This window comes from Pseudomonas sp. No.21, from assembly GCF_054558415.1.
Genome location: NZ_BAAJNO010000009.1, coordinates 55,668 through 80,295 on the forward strand (window position 1 = coordinate 55,668; position 24,628 = coordinate 80,295).

The 24,628-nt window shown below is 68.2% G+C and carries 23 protein-coding genes and 1 pseudogene; 9 read left to right on the forward strand and 15 right to left on the reverse strand.

Going from position 1 to position 24,628, the window contains the following annotated elements; all coding sequences use genetic code 11:
- Positions 1-61: 61 nt before the first annotated feature.
- The 4 genes from ACYJSS_RS19445 to ACYJSS_RS19460 all read right to left on the reverse strand — a co-directional run bounded on the left by ACYJSS_RS19445 (position 62) and on the right by ACYJSS_RS19460 (position 4,408).
- A complete protein-coding gene (locus ACYJSS_RS19445; RefSeq protein WP_111262911.1) occupies positions 62-265 on the reverse strand; it encodes a hypothetical protein in 204 nt (67 codons plus the stop codon).
- A gap of 880 nt (positions 266-1,145) precedes the next feature.
- Positions 1,146-2,354: an MFS transporter gene (locus ACYJSS_RS19450; protein WP_111262910.1), complete on the reverse strand. Its 1,209-nt coding sequence runs from the start codon at positions 2,352-2,354 to the stop codon at positions 1,146-1,148.
- A 114-nt stretch (positions 2,355-2,468) separates the two neighbouring features.
- Entirely contained in the window at positions 2,469-3,362 is an 894-nt protein-coding gene (locus ACYJSS_RS19455) for a LysR family transcriptional regulator (RefSeq protein ID WP_111262909.1), read from the reverse strand.
- Positions 3,363-3,541: 179 nt separating this feature from the next.
- Complete coding sequence (locus ACYJSS_RS19460; RefSeq protein WP_111262908.1) at positions 3,542-4,408, reverse strand: sterol desaturase family protein; 867 nt, start codon at positions 4,406-4,408, stop codon at positions 3,542-3,544.
- Between the two features lie 67 nt (positions 4,409-4,475).
- On the opposite strand from ACYJSS_RS19460, the gene ACYJSS_RS19465 reads away from it, so the two are divergent.
- A complete protein-coding gene (locus ACYJSS_RS19465) occupies positions 4,476-5,438 on the forward strand; it encodes an AraC family transcriptional regulator ligand-binding domain-containing protein (RefSeq protein WP_111262907.1) in 963 nt (320 codons plus the stop codon).
- Positions 5,439-5,484: 46 nt separating this feature from the next.
- On the opposite strand, the gene ACYJSS_RS19470 is transcribed toward ACYJSS_RS19465, so the two are convergent.
- Entirely contained in the window at positions 5,485-6,138 is a 654-nt protein-coding gene (locus tag ACYJSS_RS19470; RefSeq protein ID WP_111262906.1) for a helix-turn-helix transcriptional regulator, read from the reverse strand.
- Between the two features lie 234 nt (positions 6,139-6,372).
- On the opposite strand from ACYJSS_RS19470, the gene ACYJSS_RS19475 reads away from it, so the two are divergent.
- Together ACYJSS_RS19475 and ACYJSS_RS19480 are read left to right on the forward strand one after the other, a co-directional pair.
- Positions 6,373-6,843 (forward strand): hypothetical protein, encoded by a 471-nt coding sequence (locus tag ACYJSS_RS19475; RefSeq protein ID WP_111262905.1) that lies wholly within the window; start codon positions 6,373-6,375, stop codon positions 6,841-6,843.
- A gap of 110 nt (positions 6,844-6,953) precedes the next feature.
- Complete coding sequence (locus tag ACYJSS_RS19480) at positions 6,954-7,583, forward strand: LysE family translocator (RefSeq protein WP_111262904.1); 630 nt, start codon at positions 6,954-6,956, stop codon at positions 7,581-7,583.
- 258 nt (positions 7,584-7,841) lie between these two features.
- Here the strand turns inward: ACYJSS_RS19480 and ACYJSS_RS19485 are convergent, their stop codons facing one another.
- Entirely contained in the window at positions 7,842-9,044 is a 1,203-nt protein-coding gene (locus ACYJSS_RS19485; RefSeq protein ID WP_111262903.1) for an NAD(P)/FAD-dependent oxidoreductase, read from the reverse strand.
- Positions 9,045-9,404: 360 nt separating this feature from the next.
- On the opposite strand from ACYJSS_RS19485, the gene ACYJSS_RS19490 reads away from it, so the two are divergent.
- Complete coding sequence (locus ACYJSS_RS19490) at positions 9,405-9,953, forward strand: RrF2 family transcriptional regulator (protein ID WP_111262902.1); 549 nt, start codon at positions 9,405-9,407, stop codon at positions 9,951-9,953.
- Between the two features lie 11 nt (positions 9,954-9,964).
- On the opposite strand, the pseudogene ACYJSS_RS19495 reads toward ACYJSS_RS19490, so the two are convergent.
- The 4 genes and pseudogenes from ACYJSS_RS19495 to ACYJSS_RS19510 all read right to left on the reverse strand — a co-directional run bounded on the left by ACYJSS_RS19495 (position 9,965) and on the right by ACYJSS_RS19510 (position 15,725).
- Positions 9,965-12,328: pseudogene (locus tag ACYJSS_RS19495) on the reverse strand (DNA polymerase II).
- A gap of 71 nt (positions 12,329-12,399) precedes the next feature.
- Complete coding sequence (locus tag ACYJSS_RS19500) at positions 12,400-12,711, reverse strand: DUF2845 domain-containing protein (protein ID WP_236206242.1); 312 nt, start codon at positions 12,709-12,711, stop codon at positions 12,400-12,402.
- Positions 12,712-12,795: 84 nt separating this feature from the next.
- Complete coding sequence (mltA, locus tag ACYJSS_RS19505) at positions 12,796-13,953, reverse strand: murein transglycosylase A (RefSeq protein WP_111262900.1); 1,158 nt, start codon at positions 13,951-13,953, stop codon at positions 12,796-12,798.
- Positions 13,954-14,192: 239 nt separating this feature from the next.
- Complete coding sequence (locus tag ACYJSS_RS19510) at positions 14,193-15,725, reverse strand: nucleobase:cation symporter-2 family protein (protein ID WP_111262899.1); 1,533 nt, start codon at positions 15,723-15,725, stop codon at positions 14,193-14,195.
- A 300-nt stretch (positions 15,726-16,025) separates the two neighbouring features.
- On the opposite strand from ACYJSS_RS19510, the gene ACYJSS_RS19515 reads away from it, so the two are divergent.
- Complete coding sequence (locus ACYJSS_RS19515; RefSeq protein ID WP_111262898.1) at positions 16,026-16,292, forward strand: hypothetical protein; 267 nt, start codon at positions 16,026-16,028, stop codon at positions 16,290-16,292.
- Between the two features lie 247 nt (positions 16,293-16,539).
- A complete protein-coding gene (locus ACYJSS_RS19520; RefSeq protein WP_111262897.1) occupies positions 16,540-16,770 on the forward strand; it encodes a hypothetical protein in 231 nt (76 codons plus the stop codon).
- Positions 16,771-16,780: 10 nt separating this feature from the next.
- Here ACYJSS_RS19520 and ACYJSS_RS19525 read toward each other — a convergent pair whose 3' ends face one another.
- Positions 16,781-17,203, reverse strand: a complete 423-nt coding sequence (locus ACYJSS_RS19525; protein WP_111262896.1) for a hypothetical protein — start codon at positions 17,201-17,203, stop codon at positions 16,781-16,783.
- Between the two features lie 230 nt (positions 17,204-17,433).
- Between ACYJSS_RS19525 and ACYJSS_RS19530 the strand changes: the two genes are divergently transcribed.
- A complete protein-coding gene (locus tag ACYJSS_RS19530; RefSeq protein ID WP_111262895.1) occupies positions 17,434-17,706 on the forward strand; it encodes a hypothetical protein in 273 nt (90 codons plus the stop codon).
- 25 nt (positions 17,707-17,731) lie between these two features.
- On the opposite strand, the gene metC is transcribed toward ACYJSS_RS19530, so the two are convergent.
- A complete protein-coding gene (gene metC, locus ACYJSS_RS19535; RefSeq protein ID WP_111262894.1) occupies positions 17,732-18,913 on the reverse strand; it encodes a cystathionine beta-lyase in 1,182 nt (393 codons plus the stop codon).
- A gap of 595 nt (positions 18,914-19,508) precedes the next feature.
- Between metC and ACYJSS_RS19540 the strand changes: the two genes are divergently transcribed.
- Entirely contained in the window at positions 19,509-19,700 is a 192-nt protein-coding gene (locus tag ACYJSS_RS19540; protein WP_111262893.1) for a hypothetical protein, read from the forward strand.
- 24 nt (positions 19,701-19,724) lie between these two features.
- Here ACYJSS_RS19540 and ACYJSS_RS19545 read toward each other — a convergent pair whose 3' ends face one another.
- Together ACYJSS_RS19545 and ACYJSS_RS19550 are read right to left on the reverse strand one after the other, a co-directional pair.
- Positions 19,725-20,669, reverse strand: a complete 945-nt coding sequence (locus ACYJSS_RS19545; RefSeq protein WP_111262892.1) for a p-hydroxyphenylacetate 3-hydroxylase reductase component — start codon at positions 20,667-20,669, stop codon at positions 19,725-19,727.
- 67 nt (positions 20,670-20,736) lie between these two features.
- A complete protein-coding gene (locus ACYJSS_RS19550; RefSeq protein WP_236206240.1) occupies positions 20,737-21,909 on the reverse strand; it encodes a p-hydroxyphenylacetate 3-hydroxylase oxygenase component in 1,173 nt (390 codons plus the stop codon).
- A gap of 279 nt (positions 21,910-22,188) precedes the next feature.
- Here ACYJSS_RS19550 and ACYJSS_RS19555 point away from each other — a divergent pair, with 279 nt between their 5' ends.
- Positions 22,189-23,397, forward strand: a complete 1,209-nt coding sequence (locus ACYJSS_RS19555; protein ID WP_236206239.1) for an MFS transporter — start codon at positions 22,189-22,191, stop codon at positions 23,395-23,397.
- 9 nt (positions 23,398-23,406) lie between these two features.
- On the opposite strand, the gene ACYJSS_RS19560 is transcribed toward ACYJSS_RS19555, so the two are convergent.
- Positions 23,407-24,576, reverse strand: coding sequence for a Bcr/CflA family multidrug efflux MFS transporter (locus ACYJSS_RS19560; protein WP_236206238.1), 1,170 nt, complete (start codon positions 24,574-24,576; stop codon positions 23,407-23,409).
- Between the last annotated feature and the right edge of the window lie 52 nt (positions 24,577-24,628).

Below are 24,628 nucleotides of genomic sequence, written 5' to 3' on the forward strand. Positions count from 1 at the left end.
CCGCGGAAACGACAAAGGGCGCCTCAGGGCGCCCTTTCACATCGGTGCGAACCGGCCGGGGTCAGTGCCACCAGCGCGGCAGGCCCTTGCGTTGCTCTTCGCTGCTGTTGCCACGGTCGACCTGGGCTTGGGCGGCGGAGGCACGGTCGCTGGCGGCATCCTTGAAGGCGCGCTCGATCGCGCCGTGGTGGTCGGCGGCGCTGACGCTGAAAGCGCTGCTGGCAACGACGGCGGCAAGCAGGGTGGCGGTGAAGTAGCGGCTCATGATGGGTTCTCCTGGGGGATGGGTGAGTGATTCGACGGGGCCAGTTTCGCGTCGCCGCCGCGCCCCGGGAAACGCAATCGGTCACTAGTGGATATCAGCGAAATCGATTGCACCCACTCCCGGCCCGGTGCCGGCGGCGGGCCTTTCGCGGCTGAAGCCGCTCCTGCAAGGGCGCTATCCGCAACCACGTAGCCGACCGGTGCGTAGGGTGGATGGCGCTTTTCTCATCCACCAGGCGGCGCTACCGGGGGCACCGAGCCATGGCAGCCCTGCGGCCTGCCGGGCGAATGAATCGGCTCTGTCTGCGTTAGCTGTTGTGGTTTAAGGCGAGCTCTCAAGCACAGTGCGTTCCGGGCGCCCAGGGGTTTCTGCCACCTCCACCGCATGGGTTTCGCTTCGCTCTACGCCATCCTACGAAAGCCGCCGCTAGCTGCTCGCTGGGTTGGTGCGCATATCGATGTGAGGATCCGAGTGGGGAAAGTCGGGGCAGCCGCCAACGCCCCTTCCCAGGAGGCCGAGCGAATCGTCGTTTCAGGGGTTGAGCGACATGGATGTCGCGAGAGCCGCGATGGGCCAGGGATGGCCCTTCGCGGCGGGCCCCTGGACGCCGCTTGCGGTGAACGCACTTCAGTGCGGCCCGAAGGGCGAGCGTAGCGAGTAACGACGATGGAGCGAGGGAGGTCTGGCTTTAGCCAGACCAGTATGGAGGGGCGAGTTTTCTGGTTCCTTTTCACCGGGCTGGCGTTCCAGCGATTGGAAAAGGGGCTCGCCCGGGTGGGCGAAACGAAAAGCCTCAACAAAGCTCGGCAATCAGCTGGGCTCAAGTCCTCTAACAACACTTAACGCAGACAGAGCCAATAGAATTCGCCCCTACACCCCGTTACCCCACCTGGGCTTCACCCCGTGCGCCCTGGCGGGCATGCAGGCCGAAGGCGACCAGGGCCAGCAGCGGCAGCGCGGCGCCCACCAGGGCGACGGCCTGCCAGCCAGCCTGCTCGAACAGCAGGCTGGCGATGGAGGAGCCGACGGCGCCGCCGATGAAGATGCTGGTCATGTACAGCGCGTTGAGGCGGCCACGGCTGGCGGCATCCAGGGCGTAGACCTCGCGCTGGCCGAGGACCATGTTCATCTGCACCGCGAAGTCCAGCAGCACGCCGGTCAGTGCCAGCCCCACCACGCCCCACGGCAGGCCGAACAGCGCGGGCAGGAAGCTGAGGATGGCCAGCAGCATGGCGAGACGCGACATGCTGCGGGTATGGCCCGCATCCGCCAGGCGCCCGGCGATGGGCGCGGCGATGGCCCCGATGGCGCCGACCAGGGCGAACAGCGCGATCTGCGACTGGGACAGCCCGTGGTTGCGTGACAGCTCCAGCGGCACCGCGGTCCAGAACAGGCTGAAGGTGCCGAACATCAGCGCCTGGTACAGCGAACGCTGGCGCAGCACCGGCTCGCGACGGAACAGGTGCCAGAGCGAGGCCAGCAGTTGCCCGTAGCTGGCGCGGTGATCGGGTTGCCGGCTGGGCAGCGCCACGGCCACCACCCCGGCGATCACCAGCATCAGCCCGGCGGCGCCGAAGAATACCGCACGCCAGCCGAAGTGGTCGGCCACGACGCTCGACAGCGGCCGTGCCAGGAGGATGCCCAGCAGCAGCCCGCCCATGATCCCGCCGACCACTCGGCCCCGGGACTCCTCCGGCGCCAGGTGCGCGGCCAGGGGGATCAGCATCTGCACCGAGACCGAGCTGAAGCCGATCAGCGCCGACACCAGCAGCAGCGGGCCGGGGGCATGGGTCAGCGCCATGCCCACGAGGCTGGCGAAGGTGACGCCGATGGTGGCGATCATCAGCCGGCGGTTCTCCAAAAGGTCCGCCAGGGGCACCAGGAAGAACAGGCCGAGGGCGTAGCCGACCTGGGTCAGGGAGACGATCAGGCTGGCGCCGTGGGTGGAGATGCCGACATCGGGCGCGATCAGCTCGATGATCGGCTGGGCGTAGTAGATGTTCGCGACGATGGCGCCGCAGCAGATGGCGAAGAGCAGCACCAGGCCACGGCTGATCGCCTGGGGCGCGGAATGGCTGGAAGGGGTCATCGGAGGGTCCTCGGGGTGGAACGGTTCGTGGCGCCTATCCTGGGCAACAGCACCGCCCGGGGGAATCCGTTCGCTGCGCAAAGCGGCTTTGCCTTTTGCGCAATGCCAGGTGCCTCAGAGCAGGCCGCCGACGAACGCAATGAAGGCCGCGACCCGCCGCGAGGCACGGTGGCTCGGCAGGTAGAGCGCGGTGATCAGCGAGCGGGTGTCGTCCGCGTTGATCCGCTGCCCCGGGAACAGCGACAGCAGGCGGCCCGCGGCGATGTCGTCGTCCACCAGCCAGTCCGGCAGCAGTGCCACCGCCGACCCGGCCAGCGCCACCTCGCGCAGCACCTCGATGTTGTTGCTGCGCAGCCGCCCACGCACCGGCACGCGGACTTCGCCCTCGGGCCCCTGGAAGGTCCAGACCTGACGCGCGGCGCCGTAGTTGAAGCGCAGGCAGTCGTGCTCGGCCAGTTCCAGCGGCTGCGCCGGGGTGCCCCGCTCTGCGAGGTAGGCGGGGCTTGCCACCACATGGCGACGGAACTCGCCGAGGGTCCTGGCCACCACGCCGTCCATGGGCGCGGCCGCCCCGAGGCGGATCGACAGGTCGACCCGTTCGCCAAGCAGATCGACGATTTCGTCGGTGAGGGTGATGTCCAGCTCCAGGCGCGGGTGACGCGCCAGGAGCCCGCCGATGTGCGGCGAGATCATGCGCCGGCCGAAGGCGGTGGGCACAGAGACCCGCAGCGGCCCGCTGGGCTCCTCGCCGCCGTCCATCACCGAGGCGTCGGCCTCGGCCAGGTATTCCAGCACCTGGCGCGCGCTCTGGTAGTAGGCGGCGCCGGCCTCGGTGACCGTCACCTGGCGGGTCGAGCGATTCAGCAGCACCGTGCCCAGCTCCTGCTCCAGTGCATCGACCATGCGTGTCACCGAGGAGGTGGCCAGCCCGAGGCCTCGCGCGGCCGCCGAGAAGCCCTTGGCGTCCACGGCGGCGACGAACATCTTCAGGGCCAGCAGCTTGTCCATGTGGGCTCCGGGGCATTGGCAGAACCGGCAGGGGGCCGGGCTCGGGATCGGCGGATGATACGCGGGGCAGGCCCGCGAAGCATCCGCTCGCATGCGCCTGGCACCCCGCCGACATCTACCTGGTGAGCTGAAGCTCCGGCGGGAGCTCGCGCTGTCCTGGGCGACGCCCCGCAGGGCAGTCAACCGGCGACCTTGTCCGCGTCCTCGACGGTTTCCCGCACTTGCGGCACCGGCGCCCGTTCGCGCACCAGCGGCCAGAACAGCTCGTGCTGCCAGCTGACAGGTCGCAGGTGCTCGATGCCATAGCGCTCCGGACGGCGACGGGTGATCTTCGCGGTGCCGAACAGCACGTCCCAGAAGAACAGCAGGTTGCCGTAGTTGCCCTTGTAGTGGGTCACGCCGTCTTCGGCGCTCAGGCCGTGATGGGCCGAATGGGTGGACGGCGTGGAAACGGTGCGTTCCAGCAGCCACATCAGCGGGCGCAACGTGCGGATGCGGTACAGCCGGTCGTCCCAGGGCACGCTGCTATGGGCCCCGAAGATCACGCACATCTTGAGGATCAGGTAGAGGTAGTAGACCTGCGCCAGCCCCATGTGGATCAGCATGCCGCTCAACCACAGGCCCGGCATCAGCAGGTAGTAGAAGCTGTTGTTGCGGTAGACGATGCGGATGCTCATGTAGGGCGCCGAATGATGCGCACGGTGCAGCGCGTAGAGCAGCGGTACGCGGTGTGCCAGGCGGTGCCACGCGTACTGGGTGAGATCGTCGAACACCAGGAACAGCGCGAACCCGGCGAGCCAGGGCAGGCCGGCGAGGCTGCCCTTCGCCTCCGGCGCGACCTGGTCCAGCAGCCAGGCGCTGGCGGTCATCACCAGGGGGAAGGTGAAGCCCAGCAGCAGGCTGGAGCCGATGATCTCGATCAAGGCGTCACGGCGCCGGCCCTGGGGTTGGCGGAAGCAGGCACAGGCCACCTCCAGCAGGATGAATCCGAGGAAGATGGCAGCGACGATCAGCGTGGGGTTGTTGGCGAGCGTTGTTGTATTCATGGCAATCTCGTTCCGGCCCGACAGGGGCATTGCACCGCCATCAGAAACCAGGACACGACCGCGCCCTATGCGAGAAGAGGACAGAAATACCCGAATCGGGGCCAAGTCGCCGGTCCGCCGCTTCCATCGCGGAGCCATGGGCCAGGTGCTGGAGCGCTACCTCGATGCGAGGACCCCTGGTGCCCGACGTGACTATCAGCTCGCGGAGCTGGAACAGCTATGGGCGGCGGCGGCCCGCCATGATCCGGCCATCGGCCTGCACCTGTTCGCCCAGTTCACGCCCCGTGACCTGCATGTGCTCACCCAGCTGTGCCTGTACTGCGTGGATGTCGCCCAGGCCGTGTCCTGCTGGGCGCGCTACGCGCCCCTGGCCTCGGACATGGAGAGCCTGGCGCTGGTGGAGGACAGCGAGGGCCTGGCGGTGGAGCTGCGCATCGACGCGCCCGAGCGCCTGGCCCGCCATGTGATCGAACATTACGACGTGATGGCCCTGACCCAGCTGCGCCGGGGCACCGGCATCGAAGTGCGGCCGGCCCGTGCCTGCTTCAGCTTCCCGCGGCCCGCCTACCATGCCCAGTACCGCACCTGGTTCGGCGACGACATCCGCTTCGGCTGCGAGCACAACCGCCTGTATCTCGACCCGCCCACCCTGGCCTTGCCCATGCTCGGGCACAACCCGGGCATGTTCGACCTGCTCACCAGCGAACTGGACCGCCGGCTGGCCCGCCAGCGCCAGTTCAGCGGCTGGGCCGCCAAGGTCGCCGATGGCGTGCGCCACTGCCTGGCGCGGGGCCAGACGCCGAGCCTGGAGAACCAGGCCGAGGCCCTGCACCAGAGCCCGCGCACCCTGCGCCGGCGCCTGGAGGAACAAGGGCTGACCTTCCGCCAATTGCTCGATCTGGTGCGTGCCGAGCTGGAGCAGCACCTGGAGTTGCAGGGCCTGGGCCGTGGGGAAATCGCCGAACGGCTCGGCTATGCCGACCTGGCCGCCTACCAGTACGCGCGCAAACGCTGGCGCACCGTGGACTGAGCCCGCAAGGCGGGGCCCGGTGCGCACATGCCGATCCGGGTGGTGATCAGCGCGGGCTGATGCGGTACACGCAGCGCGATGCATTGGCCAGCAGGTGCTGCTCGCGGACCACCCGGGCCTCGTCGCCGATGATTTCCTGGAACAGCTGCAGCTCGGAGCGGCAGAAGCCCTGGCAGGCCTGTGCCGCCACGCAGATCGGGCAGTGGTCCTCGATCAGCAGCCAGTCGTCGCCATCGCGCTCGACCCGCGCCATGTAGCCCTCGGCCGAGCGCACCTCGGCCAGTCGTTCCAGGCGTTGCGGCAGGTCGCGGTCGCCACAGGCCTGGCGATAGACCGCACGCGATTCGGCCTCGCGCTGGCAGATCAGCCGGTCGAGCCCCTCCTCGCCGAACAGCTGGCGCACCGAAGCGATCAGCTGCACCGTGAGCTGCGCATGGGTATCGGGGAAACGGGCATAGCCGGCGTCGGTGAGCACCCAGGCCTGCCGTGGCCGCCCCGCACCGGAAACCGGCTCCTGGCGCCCGGCCAGCAGCCCGGCCGCCACCAGCTTCTGCACCTGCTGGCGCGCTGCCTCGGGCGTCATTTCCAGCACCTGGGCCAGGGTGGCGGTGGACAGCGGGCCGCGGGTCTTCACCAGCAGCAGGATTCGGTCGGCCGTCGAGGCGGTGGAACCGGCGGCGGGGTCGTGGGCAGGGGTCAAGGCGAGGTCCGGATATCCAAGCGAATGGTTGCATATTAGAGAGGTGACCGGGGCGCGTCGAGCGGCCATGCAGGGTGCACGCTGGGTAGCTTCTTCCCACGGCGCCGCTGCTGCCTTTTCCACGCCATCCTTTGGCTGGCTGGGGCGGGCGAGCCATGGCGTCTAGCCTGCCCCTACCGCCCCGCGCCAAGGACAGCCACCGGGCGACCGCACTCCGAAGCAAGGAACGACACGATGAATCCCTACGGAACCGCCCTGAAGATACTGGCCCTGCTCGGCCTGGGCATCTGGTCCCTGGCCTCCTCCGCCTTCACCCCCTGGGGGCTCTTCACCGCCACCGGGCCGCTGACCGTCAAGTACAACCCGGCGCTGCCCGCCGCGACCTGCACCCTCACGGTCCATGGCCTGGCCAACGGCGGTGTGGCGCAGCTGAACGCCGCCACCATCGGCGGCGCCAACCCGATCTGCTCGACCGTCGCCGTGCAGGGCCTGCCCTGGGGCTGGCAGCCGACCAGCGCAACGGCCGTGAACTTCTCCGGCATGAGCATCAGGATCGGCACCATCACCTGTGGCACCGGTGCCACGGTGCTGGCCACGAGCTGGAGCAACGCCGGCAACAGCCTCTCGGCATCCAGCCAGCCCTTGGGCGGCTGTACGCTGCAGAGCCTGACGCTGACCACCTCGCCGGCGCTCACCCTCCCCTGAGGCCGTGTGTTCCACGAAAAAACAGTGCAGCTGTAGCGGGTGACGAGGGCGACGGCCGGGTAGTGTTCCGCTACCGACCGCGCCCTGCGGCATCGCCCTGGACCGCTGCCATGCCCGACCTCGACACCTTCGTGCTCTTCACCTGCGCCGTCGCGCTGCTGCTGGTTTCGCCAGGGCCGAACATGGCGTTCGTCATCAGCCACGGGGTTTCACATGGGTGGCGTGGTGGTGTCGCCGCGGCGCTGGGGATCAGCCTGGCGGATGCGATCCTGACCCTGCTCACCGCCGCCGGCATCACCGGCCTGGTGGCGGCCTGGCCGCCCTCCTTCGACATCATCCGCTTCGCCGGTGCGCTCTACCTCGCCTGGATGGCCTGGAAGATCCTGTGCAGCAGCGCTGCTGCCGGTGGCTCCGCCGTGGAGTGGGTGGCACTGCGGACGGTGCTGGTACGCGCCACCCTCAACAGCCTGCTCAACCCCAAGGCGCTGCTGTTCTTCATCGTCTTCCTGCCGCAGTTCGTGGTGCCGGAGCGCGGCCCGATCAGCGCCCAGCTCCTGCTGCTGGGCGCCCTGCTCACCCTGCTGGCCTTCCTCTTCCACGTGGGCCTCGGGCTGTTCGGCGGCTCCCTGGGTCGGCGCCTCGGCGGGCGCGGGCGCTTCGCCAACCTGCAGAAGTGGGGTCTGGCCAGCCTGTTCGGCGCCCTCGCCCTGCGCCTGGTGGTGATGCAGCGGCCGGCCTGATGCGGGGCGCATCGCCAGTAGAGCCCGCTCCTCGGGCAGTGCCTGGGGGTGGCCCTGCCGTGGGCGCGGATTCATCCGCGAAGCGTCGCCTGTTTGCACGGTGCGGGCATGCAACCGCATGGGGTTCGCTTCGCTCTACCCATCCTGCGGGTGTGCATACGGATGGGTCGGGCGGTGTTTCGTGAGCCTCGCGCAACCCACCCATGCAAAAAACCCCGCCGGTCCTGCGACCGGCGGGGCCTGGGGTGACGTCCCGGTTTACGCGACGACCGGGATCAGCGGGTCCGCAGCGGCCAGCGCTTCGACACGGTCGGCCGCCGGCGGGTAGATCCACACGCTGTTGATCTGGGTCTTGAGCTGCTTGCCTTCCTCGCGCTCCAGCTTGACCTGGCGATCCCAGCCTTCGGTGTACACGGCGCCCCAGGCACCGAGGTCCAGGCAGGTGACGTACTTGGGCTGGCTGTAGGGAATGGGCTCGACGCCGAGCAGGTCGGCAGCGACGTTGTTGCCGGCCGAGCGCCCCAGGGCAATGGCGTGCTGGCAGGACATCAGGGCGAAGTGGCCCAGGTCATCGCAGGCGGCGTAGGCAACGTCGCCCGTGGCGTAGACCGCGTCCTGGCCGATCACCTTGAGGCTGCGGTCCACGTGCAGGCGCCCCTGCGCATCGCGCTCGGCGGGGATCTGTTCGGTCAGCGAGCTGGCGCGCACGCCCACGGTCCAGACCACGGTGTCGGCGTCGATGCGGCGGCCATCGGCGAGGGTCACGCCGCCGGCATCCACCGAGGCGACGCTGGCATCCAGGCACCATTGGATGCCCAGCGCTTCCGAGGCTTCGATGATCTGCGCACGCGGCCCATCGCCCAGGGCAGCGCCGATCCGGCTGCCACGGTCGACCACGATGACCTGCACCTCGGCGTCGTCGCCCAGGGCCTCGCGCAGGCGGGCCGGCATTTCGGTGGCGGTCTCGATGCCGGTGAAGCCGCCGCCGGCGACCACCACGGTGTTCCGGGCCCGGGTGGCCGGACGCGAGCCGAGCGCGCGGATGTGTTCTTCCAGACGCATGGCTTCTTCGATCTGGTCGACATCGAAGGCGTGCTCGACACCGGCCATCTTCGGCCGGACCACGCTGCTGCCGGTGGCCAGGACCAGGCGGTCGTAGGCCAGCTCGGAGGCCTCCCCCTGCTCGTCGCGGTAGGCCACGCGCTTGCCTGCCACATCGATGCGCTCCACCAGCCCCTTGACGAAGCGCACGCCGACGGCTGCGAACAGCTCGCCCAGGGGCGCCTTCATGCGGTGCACGCCGGCTTCGTAGAAGCGCGGGCGGACACGCAGCTCGGCCTGGGGCGCGAGGACGGCGACCTCGACATCGGTGCGGCCATGGATGTCCAGCAGGCGGGTGGCGCTGAGTGCGCTCCACAGGCCACCGAAGCCTGCACCGACGATCAGGATGCGCTGTTTCATGCTCGTTTCTCCAACAGGTAAGGGTCGTGTTCGGTTCGAATGGGGTCGGGCTCTCGACGGCGCCAGTTGCATGCCGGGGTACGGCTGCGCTAGATGGCGACATCGACCGTCGATATCTACGACTATATTGATCGTTGTTTTTTTCGGCAAGCATTTTTTCTTTGCCCTCACCGGCCCGCGCTCGCCATGCTGCTGTCTGCACCGCTCAAGGACGCGCCCCGATCCCACCCTCGCCGCCTTGTGCCACGGGCGTGGCCGGCGACGGACGGCATTCCCATTCATCGCCGGACAGGGCGCCTCCCTTGAGGCAAATGAATGCAGCTCGCACTATATATGCGACTATAAAAGTCGGAGTTATGAATGTCTCTCTACAGCGCAGGGGTCGAGTACGGCATCCACTGCCTGCTCTTTCTCGTGGACGAGCGCGGCGACAGCCGTGAAGCCAGCGTGCGTGACATGGCCGAGCTCCAGGGCGTGCCCCAGGAGTACCTGGCCAAGGTCTTCACCAAGCTGGCCAAGGCCGGGCTGGTGGCGGCCACCGAAGGCGTGCGCGGCGGCTTCCGCCTGGCCCGCCCTTCGGACGAGATCACGGTGCTGGACATCGTCCGTGCCATCGATGGCAACAAGTCGATCTTCGAATGCCGCGACATCCGTGGGCGTTGCGCGCTGTTCGAGGGATCGCCGCCGGACTGGGCGCTGGAAGGCACCTGTTCGGTCCACGCGGTGATGCTGACGGCGCAGAAGCGCATGGAAGAAGCGCTGGCCCAGCAGACCATCCTCGACATCGCCCGCCGCGTGGGCCGCAAGGTGCCTGCCGAGTTCGGCGCACGGGTCGCCGAGTGGATGGAGGAACGCCAGCAGAACCGCACGGGCGGTGATTCGATCCCCCTGGTCAATCTCCCCGACTGACCGGGCGAGGCTCAGAACAGGTCGAGCTGGCCGTCGATCAGGCGGCTGAAGTCGCCCTGGACGAAGGGCAGGATGGCGTCCGCCACCGGCTGCAGCTGGCGCGTGACGTAATGGTCGTAGTCGATGGCGGCACGACGGTTCTCCAGCGGCTCGGGCCCGGCCACGGTGATCAGGTAGCTGATCCAGCCGCCGTTCTGGTACTGCCGGGGTCGACCCTGGCTGTCGTTGTACTCATCGGCCAGGCGCGCAGCGCGCACATGGGGCGGGACGTTGCGCTCGTAGTCGTCCAGGCGACGGCGCAGGCGCTTGCGGTAGACCAGCAGCTCGTCCAGCTCGCCGGCCAGGGTGCGGCGCACGTACTCGCGCACGTAGTCCTGGTAGGGCTCGCGGTTGAAGATGCGCAGGTACAGCTCCTGCTGGAAGCGCTGGGCCAGCGGCGACCAGTCCGTGCGCACCGTCTCCAGCCCCTTGAAGACCATTTCCTCGCTGCCGTCCGCGCGCATCACCAGCCCGGCGTAGCGCTTCTTGCTGCCCTCCTCCGCGCCCCTCACCGTGGGCATCAGGAAGCGCCTGTAGTGGGTCTCGTACTACAGCTCCAGCGCGCTCTCCAGGCCGTACTCGGCCAGCAGGTGCTCGCGCCACCACAGGTTGACCCGCTGCACCAGCGCACGCCCGATGGCCGCGGCCTCCTCTTCGCCATGGGCAGCGCCCAGCCAGACGAAGGTGGAGTCGGTATCGCCATAGATCACCTGGTGCCCCTGCGCCTCGATCAGCGCGCGGGTGCGGCGCATGATCTCGTGGCCGCGCAGGGTGATGGACGAGGCCAGGCGCGGATCGAAGAAGCGGCAGCCGCTGGAGCCGAGCACCCCGTAGAAGGCGTTCATGATGATCTTCAGCGCCTGGGACAGCGGCTGGTTGCGCTCGCGCTTGGCCGTCTCCCGCCCCTGCCAGACCCGCTCGACGATCGACGGCAGGCAATGCCGCGTGCGCGAGAAGCGTGCCTCGCGGAACCCCGGCACCGAGTGCGCGTCATCGGGCTGGCGCAGGCCCTCCACCAGCCCCACCGGATCGATGAGGAAGGTGCGGATGATCGAGGGGTACAGGCTCTTGTAGTCCAGGACCAGCACCGACTCGTACAGCCCGGGGCGCGAATCCATGACGAAGCCGCCCGGGCTGGCCTCGGGCATGCGCTCGCCCTGGTTGGGCGCGACGAAGCCCTGGCGGTGCATCAGCGGCATGTACAGATGGCAGAAGGCGGCGACCGAGCCACCGCTGCGATCGGCAGGCAGGCCGGTGACCGTGGCGCGTTCGAGAAGGAAGGTGAGCAGTTCGGTCTTCTCGAAGATGCGCGTCACCAGCTCGCAGTCCTTGAGGTTGTAGCGCGCCAGGGCGGGCTTGTCCTCGGCGAACATGCGGTTGATCTCGTCCATGCGCTGGTAGGGGGTGTCGATGGCCTTGCCTTCGCCGAGCAGGGTCTGGGCGACGTTCTCCAGACTGAACGAGGGGAAGCTCCAGGTGGCCGAGCGCAGCGCCTCGATGCCGTCGATGATCAGCCGCCCCGGCGCCTCGGCGAAGTAGTGGTTGTTGCGGCTGCCGTGCTCGCGCCAGCCCATGGCCTCGCCGCCGCGCCCCAGGCGCAGCGGCACCTTGAGGCGCCTGGCGTGCTCGTTGAGCACGCGCAGGTCGAACTGCACCAGGTTCCAGCCGATGATGGCGTCCGGGTCGTGCTCCACCAGCCACTGGTTGAGGCGTTCGAGCAGTTGCGCGCGGTCGTCGCAGTACTCCAGGGCGAAGTCCACCTCGCCGGCATCGCCGTTGGCCGGGCCGAGCATGTAGACCTGGCGCTGGCCGCAGCCTTCCAGGGCGATGGAATAGAGCTCGCCGTGGAGGGTGGTCTCGATGTCCAGGGACACCAGGCGCAGACGCGGGCGGTAGCCGGGGGCGGGCTTCATCTGCCCGTCCACCAGCGCGCCCTCGGCATCGGGCGTGCCGCCGAACAGCACCGGCGCGGTGATGAAGCGCTCCATCAGGTAGCGCTCCGGCGGGCGGATATCGGCTTCGAATACGTCGACGCCGGCCTGGCGCAGGGCCTTGTCCAGGCCGATCAGCTGGCGGTGCTGCTGGCAGTACAGGCCGAGCACCGGGCGATGGCGGAAGTCGCAGAGCCCCAGCGGCCGCAGCTCGACGCCGCGTTCGTCACGCAGCAGTGCTTCGGCACGTTCGCGCTGCTGGGCGGGGATGAAGGCGACGGACGTCTGCGGCGCCAGGCGCAGGTAGCGGGGGCCATCGTCGGTGGCCAGCCAGAACGCCACTTCCGTGCCCGCGGGCGTATCGCGCCAGTGCCGGGTCAGGACGAAGCCCTGCTGTAGTTCCACCTTGCGACCTCGAAGAAAGATTCAGGGGCGCGATTCTACGTGGCGCGGCCGGCTCGCGCCTGCCCGATCGCCTAGTCGCGCGAACTCCTGACTTCCTTCAGCTTGCCTTCGATGAAGTGCAACTCGCGGGTCATGCCGTTGCGCGGGCCGTAGGTCCAGATGTCCACGGTCACCGCGTTGAGCTTGGGCACCCCGTTGTTGCGCAGGGCCGGCAGCGTGCGCACGCGCTTGTCCGGCTCACCGCACTTGCGCAGCACGTCCTCCAGGCTGTCCTCCTGCAGCACCAGGCCCTTGCTGCAACGCAGGGTCAGGGCCTGGGCCGGGGCGATCCACGCGGCTGCAAGCACCAGGGCCAGCAGGGCATGGGGAATGATGCGGTTCACGGAGTTCCTCCTTCGCGGTCAGCGCTTGGTCGCCTGCTACCTATAGACCAAAGGGAGGCGCCGGAGTGCTTCGCATGCAAGGGCTCAGGGCGTCTCCGGCAGCGGCATGCCCTTGGGCCAGAGCATCCAGATACGCCCTTCCTGCTTCATGTTGCCGGCCAGTTCGCCGGCCTCCTTTCCGGTGCCCCAGAACAGGTCCGCTCGCACTTCGCCGACGATGGCGCCACCGGTGTCCTGGGCGGCGACCGGGCGCACCACGGGGGCGCCGTCCGGGCGGGTGGTGGAAAGCCAGAGCAGGCTGCCGAGCGGAATCACCTTGCGGTCGATGGCCACGCTGTAGCCGGCGGTGAGCGGCACGTTGAGGGAGCCGCGCGGGCCTTCGTTGCTGTCCGGGCGGGCACTGAAGAACACGTAGCTGGGGTTGCTGGCCAGCAGCTCGTCGACCCGGCCGGGGTTGGCGACGGCCCAGTCGCGGATGCGGCCCATGCTCACCTCCTCCTTCTGCAGCAGCCCCTGTTCCACCAGCCAGCGACCGACGGGACGATAGGGGTGGCCGTTCTGGTCGGCGTAACCGATACGCAACTGGCGGCCGTCGTCGAGCTGGATGCGCCCGGAACCCTGGATCTGCAGGAACTGCAGGTCCATCGGGTCATTGAGCCAGGCCAGCACCGGCGCCTTCACGCCCTGGCCACGGATGGTGGCGGCATCGTCGTAGGGCTTGAGCACGCGGCCTTCGAGGCGGCCTCGCAGGCGCTTGCCCTTGAGTTCGGGGTAGATCTCGTCCAGGGCGACGACGATGAGGTCGTCCGGCACGCCGTAGACCGGCACCTGGCCCTGCTCGGTGCGCTGCAGGTGGCCGGGGTAGACGGGCTCGTAGTAGCCGGTGATCAGGCCGTGCTCGCCCTTCTCCGCCGAGCGCAGGCTGTAGGGCTGGAGGTTGGCGCCGATGAACGCGCGGACGGCGCCAGCCTCCATCGGCACCGGCGCGGCGGCGGCGCACGTGGCGGACCAGACCGGGTCCTTGGCCAGCCGCGTGCAGGCCGAACGCCAGGCGGCGAAGCCATTGAGCAGTTCCTCATCGGCCGTGGCCGGCACCTGGCTCCAGTCGACGGCGAGGTAGGTGGTGGCCTTGGCCGGCGGCGTCGGCTTCTCGGGTTCGCCCTGGTCGCAGCCGGCCAGCAGCGCAGCGAGGGGAAGGAGGCAGCAGAGGGTTCGGCGCCAGTGGCGCAAAGCTTGGGTCACGCGGGCAATCCTGGGCGGTTGGGACGAAGCGCGTAGCTTGGTGAAGGTGCCGGCCCAGGTCAAACGCAATGGCCCGGGCAGCGGTTACAAGGCGTTATCAGAGATTGCAGGAAGGCCCCCGGGGTTCCCTGCGCCCTTCTTCCGTCGCCCATTCGCAGGGCCACACGCAGGGGCGTGGCCAGTGGGCCCCGAACGAAAGACCCGGCCACTGGGGCCGGGTCTTTCGTTCGGGAGGCGCGTCAGTGCACCGCGTCGGCCTGGCTGCGCGTCGGCCTTGGCGCGTGGCTTCCATGATCGTCGTCATCGGCCAGCGGGACTTCGTTGCCGGCGGCGTCGTACAGCTTGCCGTTCTGGAAGTAGTCACCGTCGTTCAGCGCGGCGATGTCGGTGTAGCGCAGGCTGCGTTCGTGGCCGGCGGAAATCACCGAAGGCTGGTCGGGGTTGCCGGCGGTGAAGCGGTTGAACACCAGGTTCAGCAGGATGGCCATGATCGCCGCCGAGCTGATGCCGGAGTGGAAGATGGTCTCGAACCAGGCCGGGAAGTGCTCGTAGAAGCTCGGCGCGGCGATCGGGATCATGCCGAAGCCGAGGGAGGTGGAGACGATGATCAGGTTCATGTTGTTGCGGTAGTCGACCTTGGCCAGGGTGCGGATGCCACTGGCGGCAACGGTGCCGAAGAGCACGATGCCGGCACCACCGAGCACCGAGGTCGGCACGGCGGCGACCACCCGGCCCATGACCGGCAGCAGGCCCAGGGTGACCAGGATCAGGCCGCCGGTGGCGACCACGTAGCGGCTCTTCACCCCGGTGACGGCGACCAGGCCGACGTTCTGGGCGAAGGCGCTCTGGGTGAAGGAGCCGAACAGGGGCGCCAGGACGCTGGACAGCATGTCGGCGCGCAGGCCGTTGCCGAGGCGCTTGGAGTCCACCTTGGTGCCGATGATCTCGCCGACGGCGAGGATGTCGGCCGAGGTTTCCACCAGGGTCACCAGGATCACGATGCACATCGACAGGATCGCGGCGAAATGGAAGGTCGGCATGCCGAAGTGCAGCAGCGACGGCAGGGCGAAGATCGGCCCCTCGCCGACCTTGGAGAAGTCGGTCAGGCCCAGCGCCATGGCGATCAGGGTGCCGATCACCATCGCCAGCAGGATCGACAGGCGCGAGATGGTGGAGCTGCCGATCTTGCTCAGCAGCAGCACGATGGCCAGGGTCATGCCGGCCAGGCCGATGTTGGTCATGCTGCCGAACTCGGGCGACTGGCTGTTGCCGCCCATGGCCCAGCGCGCGGCGACAGGCATGAGCGTCAGGCCGATGGTGGTGATCACCACCCCCGTGACCAGCGGCGGGAAGAACTTGGTGACGCGGGAGAAGACGGGCGTGATCAGCAGGCCGATCAGCGATGCGGCCATCACCGCCCCGAGGACGGACTGGATGCCGCCCTCGCCGTTGTTGCTGCCGAGGATGGCGATCATGGTGGCGACGCCGGCGAAGGAAACGCCCTGGACGAGGGGCAGCTGGCAACCGAAGAACGGCAGGCCGAGGGTCTGGAGCAGGGTCGCGAGGCCGCCGGCGAACAGCGAGGCGGCGATCAGCAGGCCGATTTCGGAGGGGCTGAGCCCTGCCGCCTGGCCGAGGATCAGGGGGACGGCAACGATACCGCCGTACATGGTGAGAACGTGCTGCAATCCATAAGCGAGGTTGGCGCCGATGCCAAGGTTCTCGTCTTCCGGACGTGGTGCGACGGACGTAGCTTGGGAGAGCTTGTTCATGAGGAGGTGCACTCACTTCTTGTCGTTGTTGTGGGCGCAATGTAAACAAAAGTGTCCCCATATGGCTAGCGCGTTGTATACAAAAAATGCGCATATGAAAAAGACAATTCCTGACCGATTGGTCATAACCCCGTATCCGCGCGGGCTGCGGCCTGCACGGGGAAATTGGCCGAGCGGGCGAATACCCTTTTCAACGACGTGACCCGGCTCACGCTGACGGCATTTACAGCTGCGGGATTTGGCCTACGCTGAGCCGTGACCCGATGGTCAGCTTGCATCCACTTCAAGGAGGAATCGGATATGACGCTGGGTATGGCCGATATCGGCAAGCTCTTCACCCTCTACATGCCCGCCTACATGTGCGAGGCGACCCGCCTCGACAGCGGCACCCTCTCCCTGCAGTTCACCGGCCGCGCCGACCTGGACGTCATCACCCTCCACGGCATGACCCTGGCCGAACTCTCCTCCCCGCTGGCCATCAGGCAACTGAGCAAGGTGCTCAACGAGGAGTTCGCCATCGCCATCGCCAACCGGCGCAGCTTCCGCCCCCGCACCTGCGGTGCCTGAACCGCAGCAGGCCGGAACCGACGACCACCCTCGGCAGCCCTCATGCGTGCCGCCCTGCACGGAGCCGGAACCTGGAGGGCCACTCGCCGCTCCAACCCCTTGGTCGCAGGCGAGCCTGCCTGCATCCCCGCGTGCGGGCACGACCCGAGGCGACGAAAAATACCGGTTCGGACTGGCGCAGCCCTCGGTTCTCGCGGCACTATCGCTGCGTGAGTGAAAGCCGGGTTCGCCAACAAGGAAGGCTGCAATGCATTACTTCGACATCCAGTACAAGCTCAGGGGCGTGCCGAGGAGTCTGCGCGTACGTCATACCGAGAAGGAAATGGGGCTGGAGCTGGCCCTGGCGCACATCATCGCCGAGCACCGTGGGCAGCTCGAGGTCGACCGCAACCTGGGCGGCTCGTCCTTCGAGAACAAGGTGCTCGCCTCCCAGGAGATCGGCGTGTCAGGGGTCACCACGCACCTGGTCGAGAACTGACCCGAGGCCCTCAGGCCGCAATCAGCGGCCAGCGATCCTGGATGAACTCGCAGCCCGGTGGCGGCTGCCCGATCACCACATAGACCCGGCGCTCCCGCTCCGCTTCCAGCAACACCCCCTGCAGGCACTGGCTGGCCACGAGGTCGAACCAGTGCGGCTGCTGTGCCCTGTCCCTTTCCATATAGCGCTGCACGGCGATCTTCACCGCCTGGGGCCGATACCGCTCCCAGGCCTCCAGCGTCATGCAGTTCTCCCGCGCCCAGCCGCTGGCGGGCAAGGCGCCGGGCTGCCGTGGCCGGCGCCCCCAGGGAATCCATTGGATGGAACCGTCGGGCTGCACCACGGGCAGCTCCGCCCCGGGGCTCTGGAAATAGATCCGCCTGGCCCTGCCGTTCCCGGTGAAGCGACCCGCCACCTCGACGCCTCCGCACATGACAACCCCCTGAAGGTGGATACCGACAGGTGATTGACCGCAAAAAGGCCCATCCGCTGCATGCCGCCACGCGCCCTTCGTCGCCGTGTCGCGAGGATGCTCAAGCCCGGGGGTTGCAGCAGATGGCTAGCATTGCCTGACTCGCTGGTTCTGCTAGTTTTGCGCTCTTGATATCAAGGGGTCATCGGCGTGCCGGTGCAGGACGGAATGGGGCGGGGCCGCAGGCGCTTATGGAATGGTTGATCAGCTACAGCTTCAAGGGCGAAGCCCGCCACATGAAGATGAACACGCGGGACATACCCAACATCAAGGCCATCGGCTTTTCCATCTACACGCTCGAATTCCCCGGCAAGGCCCGTCCCTCGCGCTCCAGCGAAGCCATCCAGGACTGGCTGACCGACTGCGGGATCGAGGTCACCGACGTGCGCCTGCTACGCCGCTCCGCTGGCCCCGGCCCGGAAGCCCCCTATAGCCAGTTGCTGCCAGGGCGCAACGGCACCTGAGCCGCCCACCCCGTCCTGATCCAGGTCAGCCAGCCGTGCGCAGACGCTCGAAGCCGCGCGCCAGGTCGTCCTTCAGGTCGTCCATGTCCTCCAGGCCGACCTGCAGCCGCAAGGCGAAACCTTCCGCCTGCCAGTGCGTCGCGGTGCGGTAGGTGCGGCAATCGAAGGGGATCACCAGGCTCTCGTAGCCCCCCCAGGAGAAGCCCATGCTGAAGATCGACAGGTTGTCGAGCATCGCCGCCAGCCCGTCGCGGCTGTAGCCGGGCGCCAGCACGATGGAGAACAGCCCGGACGAGCCCTTGAAATCGCGCTTCCAGTGGGCGTGCCCCGGGCAGCTCTCGAAGGCCGGGTGCAGCACGCGGGAGACCTCGGGGCGCTCGCTCAGCCAGCGGGCCAGCTCCAGGCCACGGCGTTCCGCTTCCTTGAGCCGCAGGAACAGCGTGCGCATGCCACGCAGCGCCTGCACGCAGTCCTCAGCACCGGGCAGCATCGACATGGAGTCGTAGGTGGCGCGCAACGCCGGCCAGCAGGCCTGGTTGGCCGTCACCAGGCCGAGCAGGATGTCGGAATGGCCACCCAGGTACTTGGTGCCGGCCTCCACGGTCAGGTCGATGCCGTGGTCGTGGCCACGGAAGAAGATCGGCGTGGCCCAGGTGTTGTCGAGGATGGTCTTCACCCCGTGACGGCGGGCGATCGCGACCATCGCCGGGATGTCCTGCACCTCGAAGGTCTGGGAACCCGGCGCCTCGAGGAACAGGGTGCTGGTGTTCGGCCCGATCAGGCGTTCGATATCGGCGCCGATCATCGGGTCGTAGTAGGTGGTGGTCACGCCGTAGCGGGCCAGCATCTGGTTGCAGAAATTGCGCGTGGGCCGGTAGACGCTGTCGGGCACCAGGATGTGATCGCCCGCCTTGGTGGTGCTGAACAGCGCCAGGGCCACGGCCCCCAGGCCCGAGGACGACAGCACGGTGCCCTCGGCGCCGGTCAGCTGGGTCCAGGCATCCTCCAGGTGGGCGATGGTCGGCGACCCGGCCGTGCCGTAGGAGAAGCGGCTGCGCCGGGCCTCGATGTCGTCCAGCGTCTTGTAGATGATGGTCGAGCCCTTGTAGAGCGGCGCGTTGACGAAGCCGAACTGCTCCGCCGGGTCGCGGCCGAGCATGGTGAGCTGGGTGCTGATGTCGAATTTCGAAATATCGTCTTTGTTCATTGCGAAGCGGGCCAGGGTCGTCGAAGCCGCCGATGCTACCTGAAGCCTGCCCGTGGTTCACGAAGGCGTCCCATCACCGACGGGCTTTACCCTCAGGACCGATACCACGTTAGAGCGTGGCTTTGCTTTTGCTCCCCTGGCGGAGGGCGCAATCAGACCTCGGAGCATGCAGCCGCCGCTCACTTCGCGCGTAGGGTGTGCTGCGCGCACCTGGAACTCGCCGGAAGCACCGTGCGGCGGTGCGCACGGCACACCCTACGATCCTGTCGGGTCCTCCGCTTTAATCCTCACAGGCAGAGCCGATGACTCATGACCACGTCCTGAGGACATGGCTTCCCACGCTCGAATGAAAACGTCACACGCGTGACATGAAATCGTCATCCAATCCCACGATCATGGCCTTGCATCCAACGGCAGATGGATGCATGCAGAATGCTTCTGATTGGCAGGCCCATATGGGCAGTACCGACCTCTTGCAGGTCGGTTTTTTTTGCGCCGGAGAATCTGTTGCAGGCCCTTGCCAGGCTGGCTCGCTGCAACTTCACGGCAACATTCCTCCGCTAGGCTGCGCACAGTTTTCCCCGAGGCCCTACCCGTGACACGCGCCACACGAGACTTTCGCAAGAACCTGGAAAGAGTCGCCATCCACAACGAGGACGCCGCCGTCGCCGTGATGCGCGCCGCCGACCGAATCGGCGACGAGTCCCTGCGCCAGCAACTGTTCAACGTCATCCAGCGCATGAACCAGGACGCCCTGGACCTGCGCGCCATGCGCGACGCCGTCTGACGCGCGCCTGGCCGCCCCGCCTGCTCAGCCCTCGCCGAGGCAGGCGATGGCCCGCAGCACGTCCCTGAAAGCCTCGATCTGCTGCTCGCTGAAGCGCGAGAACACCCGGTCCTGCTGCTGCTCGGCGATCTCCCAGAGGGTTTCCGCCTGGTCCATGCCCACCGGGGTCAGGCTGCAGCCGCTGGCATCGCCGCAGAGCATGCCCTTGCGGGTCAGCGTATCCACCGCCGCCTCGATCTCCCGCGTCGGCATCGCCACCAGTTGCTGCAGCGCGGCCATGTCCAGGCTGGCATCCTTTTCCAGCACCATCAGCATGCGTGCCTCGCTGGTGCGCAGGCCGGTGGCGAGCTGCCGCGGCTGGTAGTCCTCCTGGTAGCTGCGCACCGCCTGGGTCATCAGGTAGTAGAGGTTGTGGCTGAGGCGCCCCTGGAAGGCGGTACGGGTGGCCGCCTCGTTCTTCTTCAGCAGACGCGGATGGGGCAGCACCGCCGAATAGGCACCCTGGTGATAGAGCAGCGGCGCGCGACCGAAATCGTCGAAGGCGACGACCTTGCCGATCAGGATCCAGTGATCACCGCCGTCCAGCTCCTGGTACTTCTCGCACTCAAAGCGCGCGGCACACTCCTCCAGCAGCGGAGCACCCCCGGCGCCCTCCTCCACCCGCAGCCCGGCGAAGCGGTCCTCGCTGGGGCGGGCGAACTGGTTGGAGATGTCGATCTGGTCGGCGGCCAGCACGTTCACCGCGAAGTGCCCGGCACGGGAAAACACCTCGTGGCTGGTGGCGCGCTTGTCGATGCTCCAGAGCACCAGCGGCGGGTCCAGCGACACCGAGTTGAAGCTGTTGGCGGTCATGCCCACGCGGCGCCCGTCGGCGGCAGCGGTCATGACGGTCACTCCGGTGGCGAAATTGCCCAGGGCACGGCGGAAGGCACGCGGGTCGAAGCCCGCTTCATTGTTCTGTTGGGTCATGGCGAATCCTCGCAACCGGGCTCGCGCCCGGCTGGCAGGTGGACGATCGGGGTGGAGGCGGAGCTGGTCAGACCATGCTCGGGTCGGGTTCGAGGCCCATCAGTTCGCGTCCGAGGATCTGCGCGCAGACGTCGTAGTCGGTGTAGGCGTGGGCGCCGGTCATGTGCGCGTCGCGGAACAGGCGCTGCATCTCGTTGGACTCGAACCAGGCGGTGCCGCCGGCGGCCTCGAACAGGCGATCCACCGCCTGGATGCACATCTTCACCGCATAGGCCTGGTTGGTGCGCCAGAAGGCCAGGGTCTGGCGGTCCGGGTACTGATGGCGCTCACCGTGCTCGGCGTGCTCCTGCCAGGTCTTCTCCAGGAAGGCGCGGGCAGCGGCGACCTGGTGGGTGGACTCGGCCAGGCGCATCAGCGCCGGGGTCGCGGTACCGACGCTGACGCCGGTGTAGGCGCGCACGCGGTTCTTCGTCTTCTCGGCGAAGGCCACCAGCATGCGCTCGGCGACGCCCAGGCTGATGGCCGCGAAGCCGCTGGCGAAGTACGGGCGATAGGGGGCGTAGAAGATCTTGCTGTCCGGGTACAGGTCGAAGCCAGCAGAGCGGCCTTCCATCATGTCCTTGGCCGCTTCGATACGGTGGTCGGGGATGAACACGTCCTTGAGGATCAGCGTCTTGGTGCCACTGCTGCGCATGCCGGCGACGAACCAGTCGTCACGGATCTCGTAGTCGGCGCGGGGCACCACGCCGAAGCAGTAGACCGGCGGCTCGCCCTCGCCCACCGGCCGGCGGAAGCCGACGATGGCCCACTCGGCATGGTCGCAACCGCTGCTCCAGCCCAGCTCGCCGTTGAGGATGATGCCGCCCTCGACGTTCTCGGCCTTGCCGAACGGCGCGATGCTGCTGCTCGCGGTGGCGTCCGGGTTCTCGCCCCAGATCTCGTCCTGCAGGCGCTTGGAGAACATCGCCAGCTGGTGGCTGTGGGTGCACAGCAGGCTGAAGGCCCAGGCAGTGCCCCCGCAGGCGCCGGCCAGGGCGACCACGCAGTCGGCGAATTCCGGCAGGGAGATCTCCAGGCCGCCATAGGCCTTGGGCTGGAGGGCACGGTGCATGCCGATGCCCTTGAGCAGGGCGATGTTCTCGGCGGGCACCATGCGCTCCTGCTCCGCGCGGGCGGCGTTGGCAGCGATGGCGGGCAGGATGGCACGGAGGTCGGCGAGCAGAGGATTTGGCTTTTTCATGCGGGATACCCAGTCTATTTATTGTTAGTCGCCACCGTTCGGGAGAAGCCCTGGCGCCCCTTGGCGAAAGGGCCCATGGCGGTGGCCTGGGGGTCATTATGAAGAGCTGGGGCCGGGCGAAAAATGCACGTTCCGGATACTCGATTGCACTTTCCATGGCGAATCACCGGTATCCGGCAAAAGCACCGCCGACGAACACTTAATGTATTAACGATCCATCTTTTGCTTTAGCATTCACCGGCGAGAACCCAGCCCCCAAGCCCAGCCCGAACGCCCTCGATGATCCAGCTGCCCAACGCCCTGCGTGCCCTGCGCCATCGCAACTTCCGCCTCTACTTCACCGGCCATTGCATTTCCACCCTCGGCACCTGGATCCAGCAGGTGGCGCTGGCCTGGCTGGTCTATCGCCTCACCGGCTCCGCCGCGCTGCTCGGCGTCACCACCTGCGCCGCCCTGCTGCCGCAATTGCTGGTCGGCCCCTTCGCCGGCGCCTGGATCGACCGCCACGACAAGCGCCGCCTGCTGATCGTCGTCGAAGGCCTGCTCGGCCTGCAGGCCCTGGGCCTGGCGGCGCTCACCGCGAGCGGGACGATCGGCCCGACCCTGCTGGTGGCCATGGCCGCCCTGCTCGGCGTGCTCAACGCGGTGGACACGCCGCTGCGCCAGTCGCTGCTCAGCCAGTTCGTCGACGACCGAGCGGACCTGCCCAACGCCCTGGCACTGAACGCCATGCTCTTCACCCTCTCGCGCTTCATCGGCCCGCCGCTGGCCGGGCTGCTGCTCGGCTTCGTCAGCGAGGCGGTGTGCTTCGCCCTCAACGCGGTGTCCTACCTGGCCTTGATGACCGGGCTGCTGTGGGTGCGCATGGCGCCGACGCCAAGGGCGGCGGGCTCGTTCCGCAACGTCTTCGGCGAGGGGCTGGACTACGCGCGGGGTGACCCGAAGATCCGCCTGATGATCCTCAGCGTGCTGGCCCTGAACCTCACCGCATCGAGCTACGTGGTGCTGCTGCCGGTGTTCGCCAAGGACATCTTCGGCGGCGATGCCACCACCCTCGGCTGGCTCTGGGGCGCGGCCGGGGCCGGCTCGCTGCTGTCGAGCATCGTGCTCGCCAGCCATGTCGGCGGCAGCGCCCTGTCGCGGCTGATCCTGCTCTCCTCCACCGCCTGCGGCCTGGCCATGCTGGTCTTCGCCTGGAGCAGCCACCTGCCGCTGTCGCTGGCGGCCATGGCGGTGCTCGGCTTCGGCATCTCCTGCAGCAACGTCGGCACCAACATCATCCTGCAGAGCAGCGCCCCGGAAGCCTTGCGCGGCCGCATCGTGGCGCTCTACACCTCCACCCGCTTCGGCTTCGACGCCCTGGGCGGCCTCGCGGCCGGCCTGCTCGCCTCGCACCTCGGCGCCCCGCCGGTGCTGGCCCTGGGGGGCACGCTGCTGCTCGGCTACTGCCTGTGGCTGGCACGCCACCCGAGCAGGAGCCCGACCTAGCCGGCGGGCTCAGCGACGGGCGAACGTGGCCGCCACCAGGCAACCGGCTCCGCAGCCGCCCATCACCAGCGCCATCGGCAGCGGCGTACCGTCGTAGAAGCTGCCCACCAGCGCGCTGGCCGCCGTGCCCAGGCCGAACTGGGTCGCCACCGCCAGTCCCGCCGCCGCGCCAGCCCGCTGGGGGAACTCGGCGAGCAGCGAGGCCAGGCAGTTGGCGCCGAGCATCCCGGTGACGCTGACGTAGAGCACCACGCAAACGACGATCGCCGGCAGCCCGCCCAGGCCGAGCGTGACCAGCAACGCCAGCGCGCTCCCCGCCGTCGCCGCCACCAGCGCACCGAGGAACAGCAACCGGCGCGGCCCCAGCCGCCCCACCAGGCGCGCATTGGCGGCGGTGGCGACGATGATCCCGGCGATGTTCAGGCCGAACAGCCAGCCATACCCCTGGGGCGAGACGCCGAAGTGGCCGATGTAGACGAAGGGCGAGGCCGTGATGAAGGCGAACATCCCGGCGAAGCACGACCCCATGCAGAGGATGTAGCCCAGCGCCCGTGGCCGCAGCGCCAGGTGCCCATAGGCGATGAAGGCCGCCGCGAGGGAATGGCTGCGCGCCTGGGGCGGGTGGGTCTCGGGAATCTTCAGCGCCACCGCCGCCAGGCACAGCCCGGCGAAGGCCATCAACAGCAGGAACAGCGAACGCCAGCCGGCGAGCAGCATCAGATAGCCGCCCAGCAGCGGCGCCACCAGGGTGGCGAACATGGTCACCAGGTGCATCAGCGACAGCACCCGCGCCGCATCGCCCACCGGGAACAGGTCACGCACGATGGCCCGCGCCAGCACCGATGCCGCCGCACCACCCAGGGCCTGCAGCAGGCGCCAGGCCAGCAGGTGCTCGACCTCGACCGCCAGCGCGCACCCCAGGCTGGCCGCCAGGTAGAGCGCGATGCCGCCCAGCAGCAGGCGCCGCCGGCCGAAGCGGTCCGACAGCGGCCCGTAGGCCAGCATCCCGAGGCACAGCCCGGCGAGGAACACGCCGATGGTCAACTGCACCCGCGCCTCCGGCGCCCCCAGGTCACGGGCGATCAGCGGCAGGCTGGGCAGGTACATGTCGATGGACAGCGGCCCGAAGGCCACCAGGGCGGCGAGCAGCAGGATCAGGCGCTTGGGGTGGGCGGTCATGGGCAGGTTCCAGGGCGTTCGAGGGAGCGTGGGGATGGCGGACGAAAAAAGG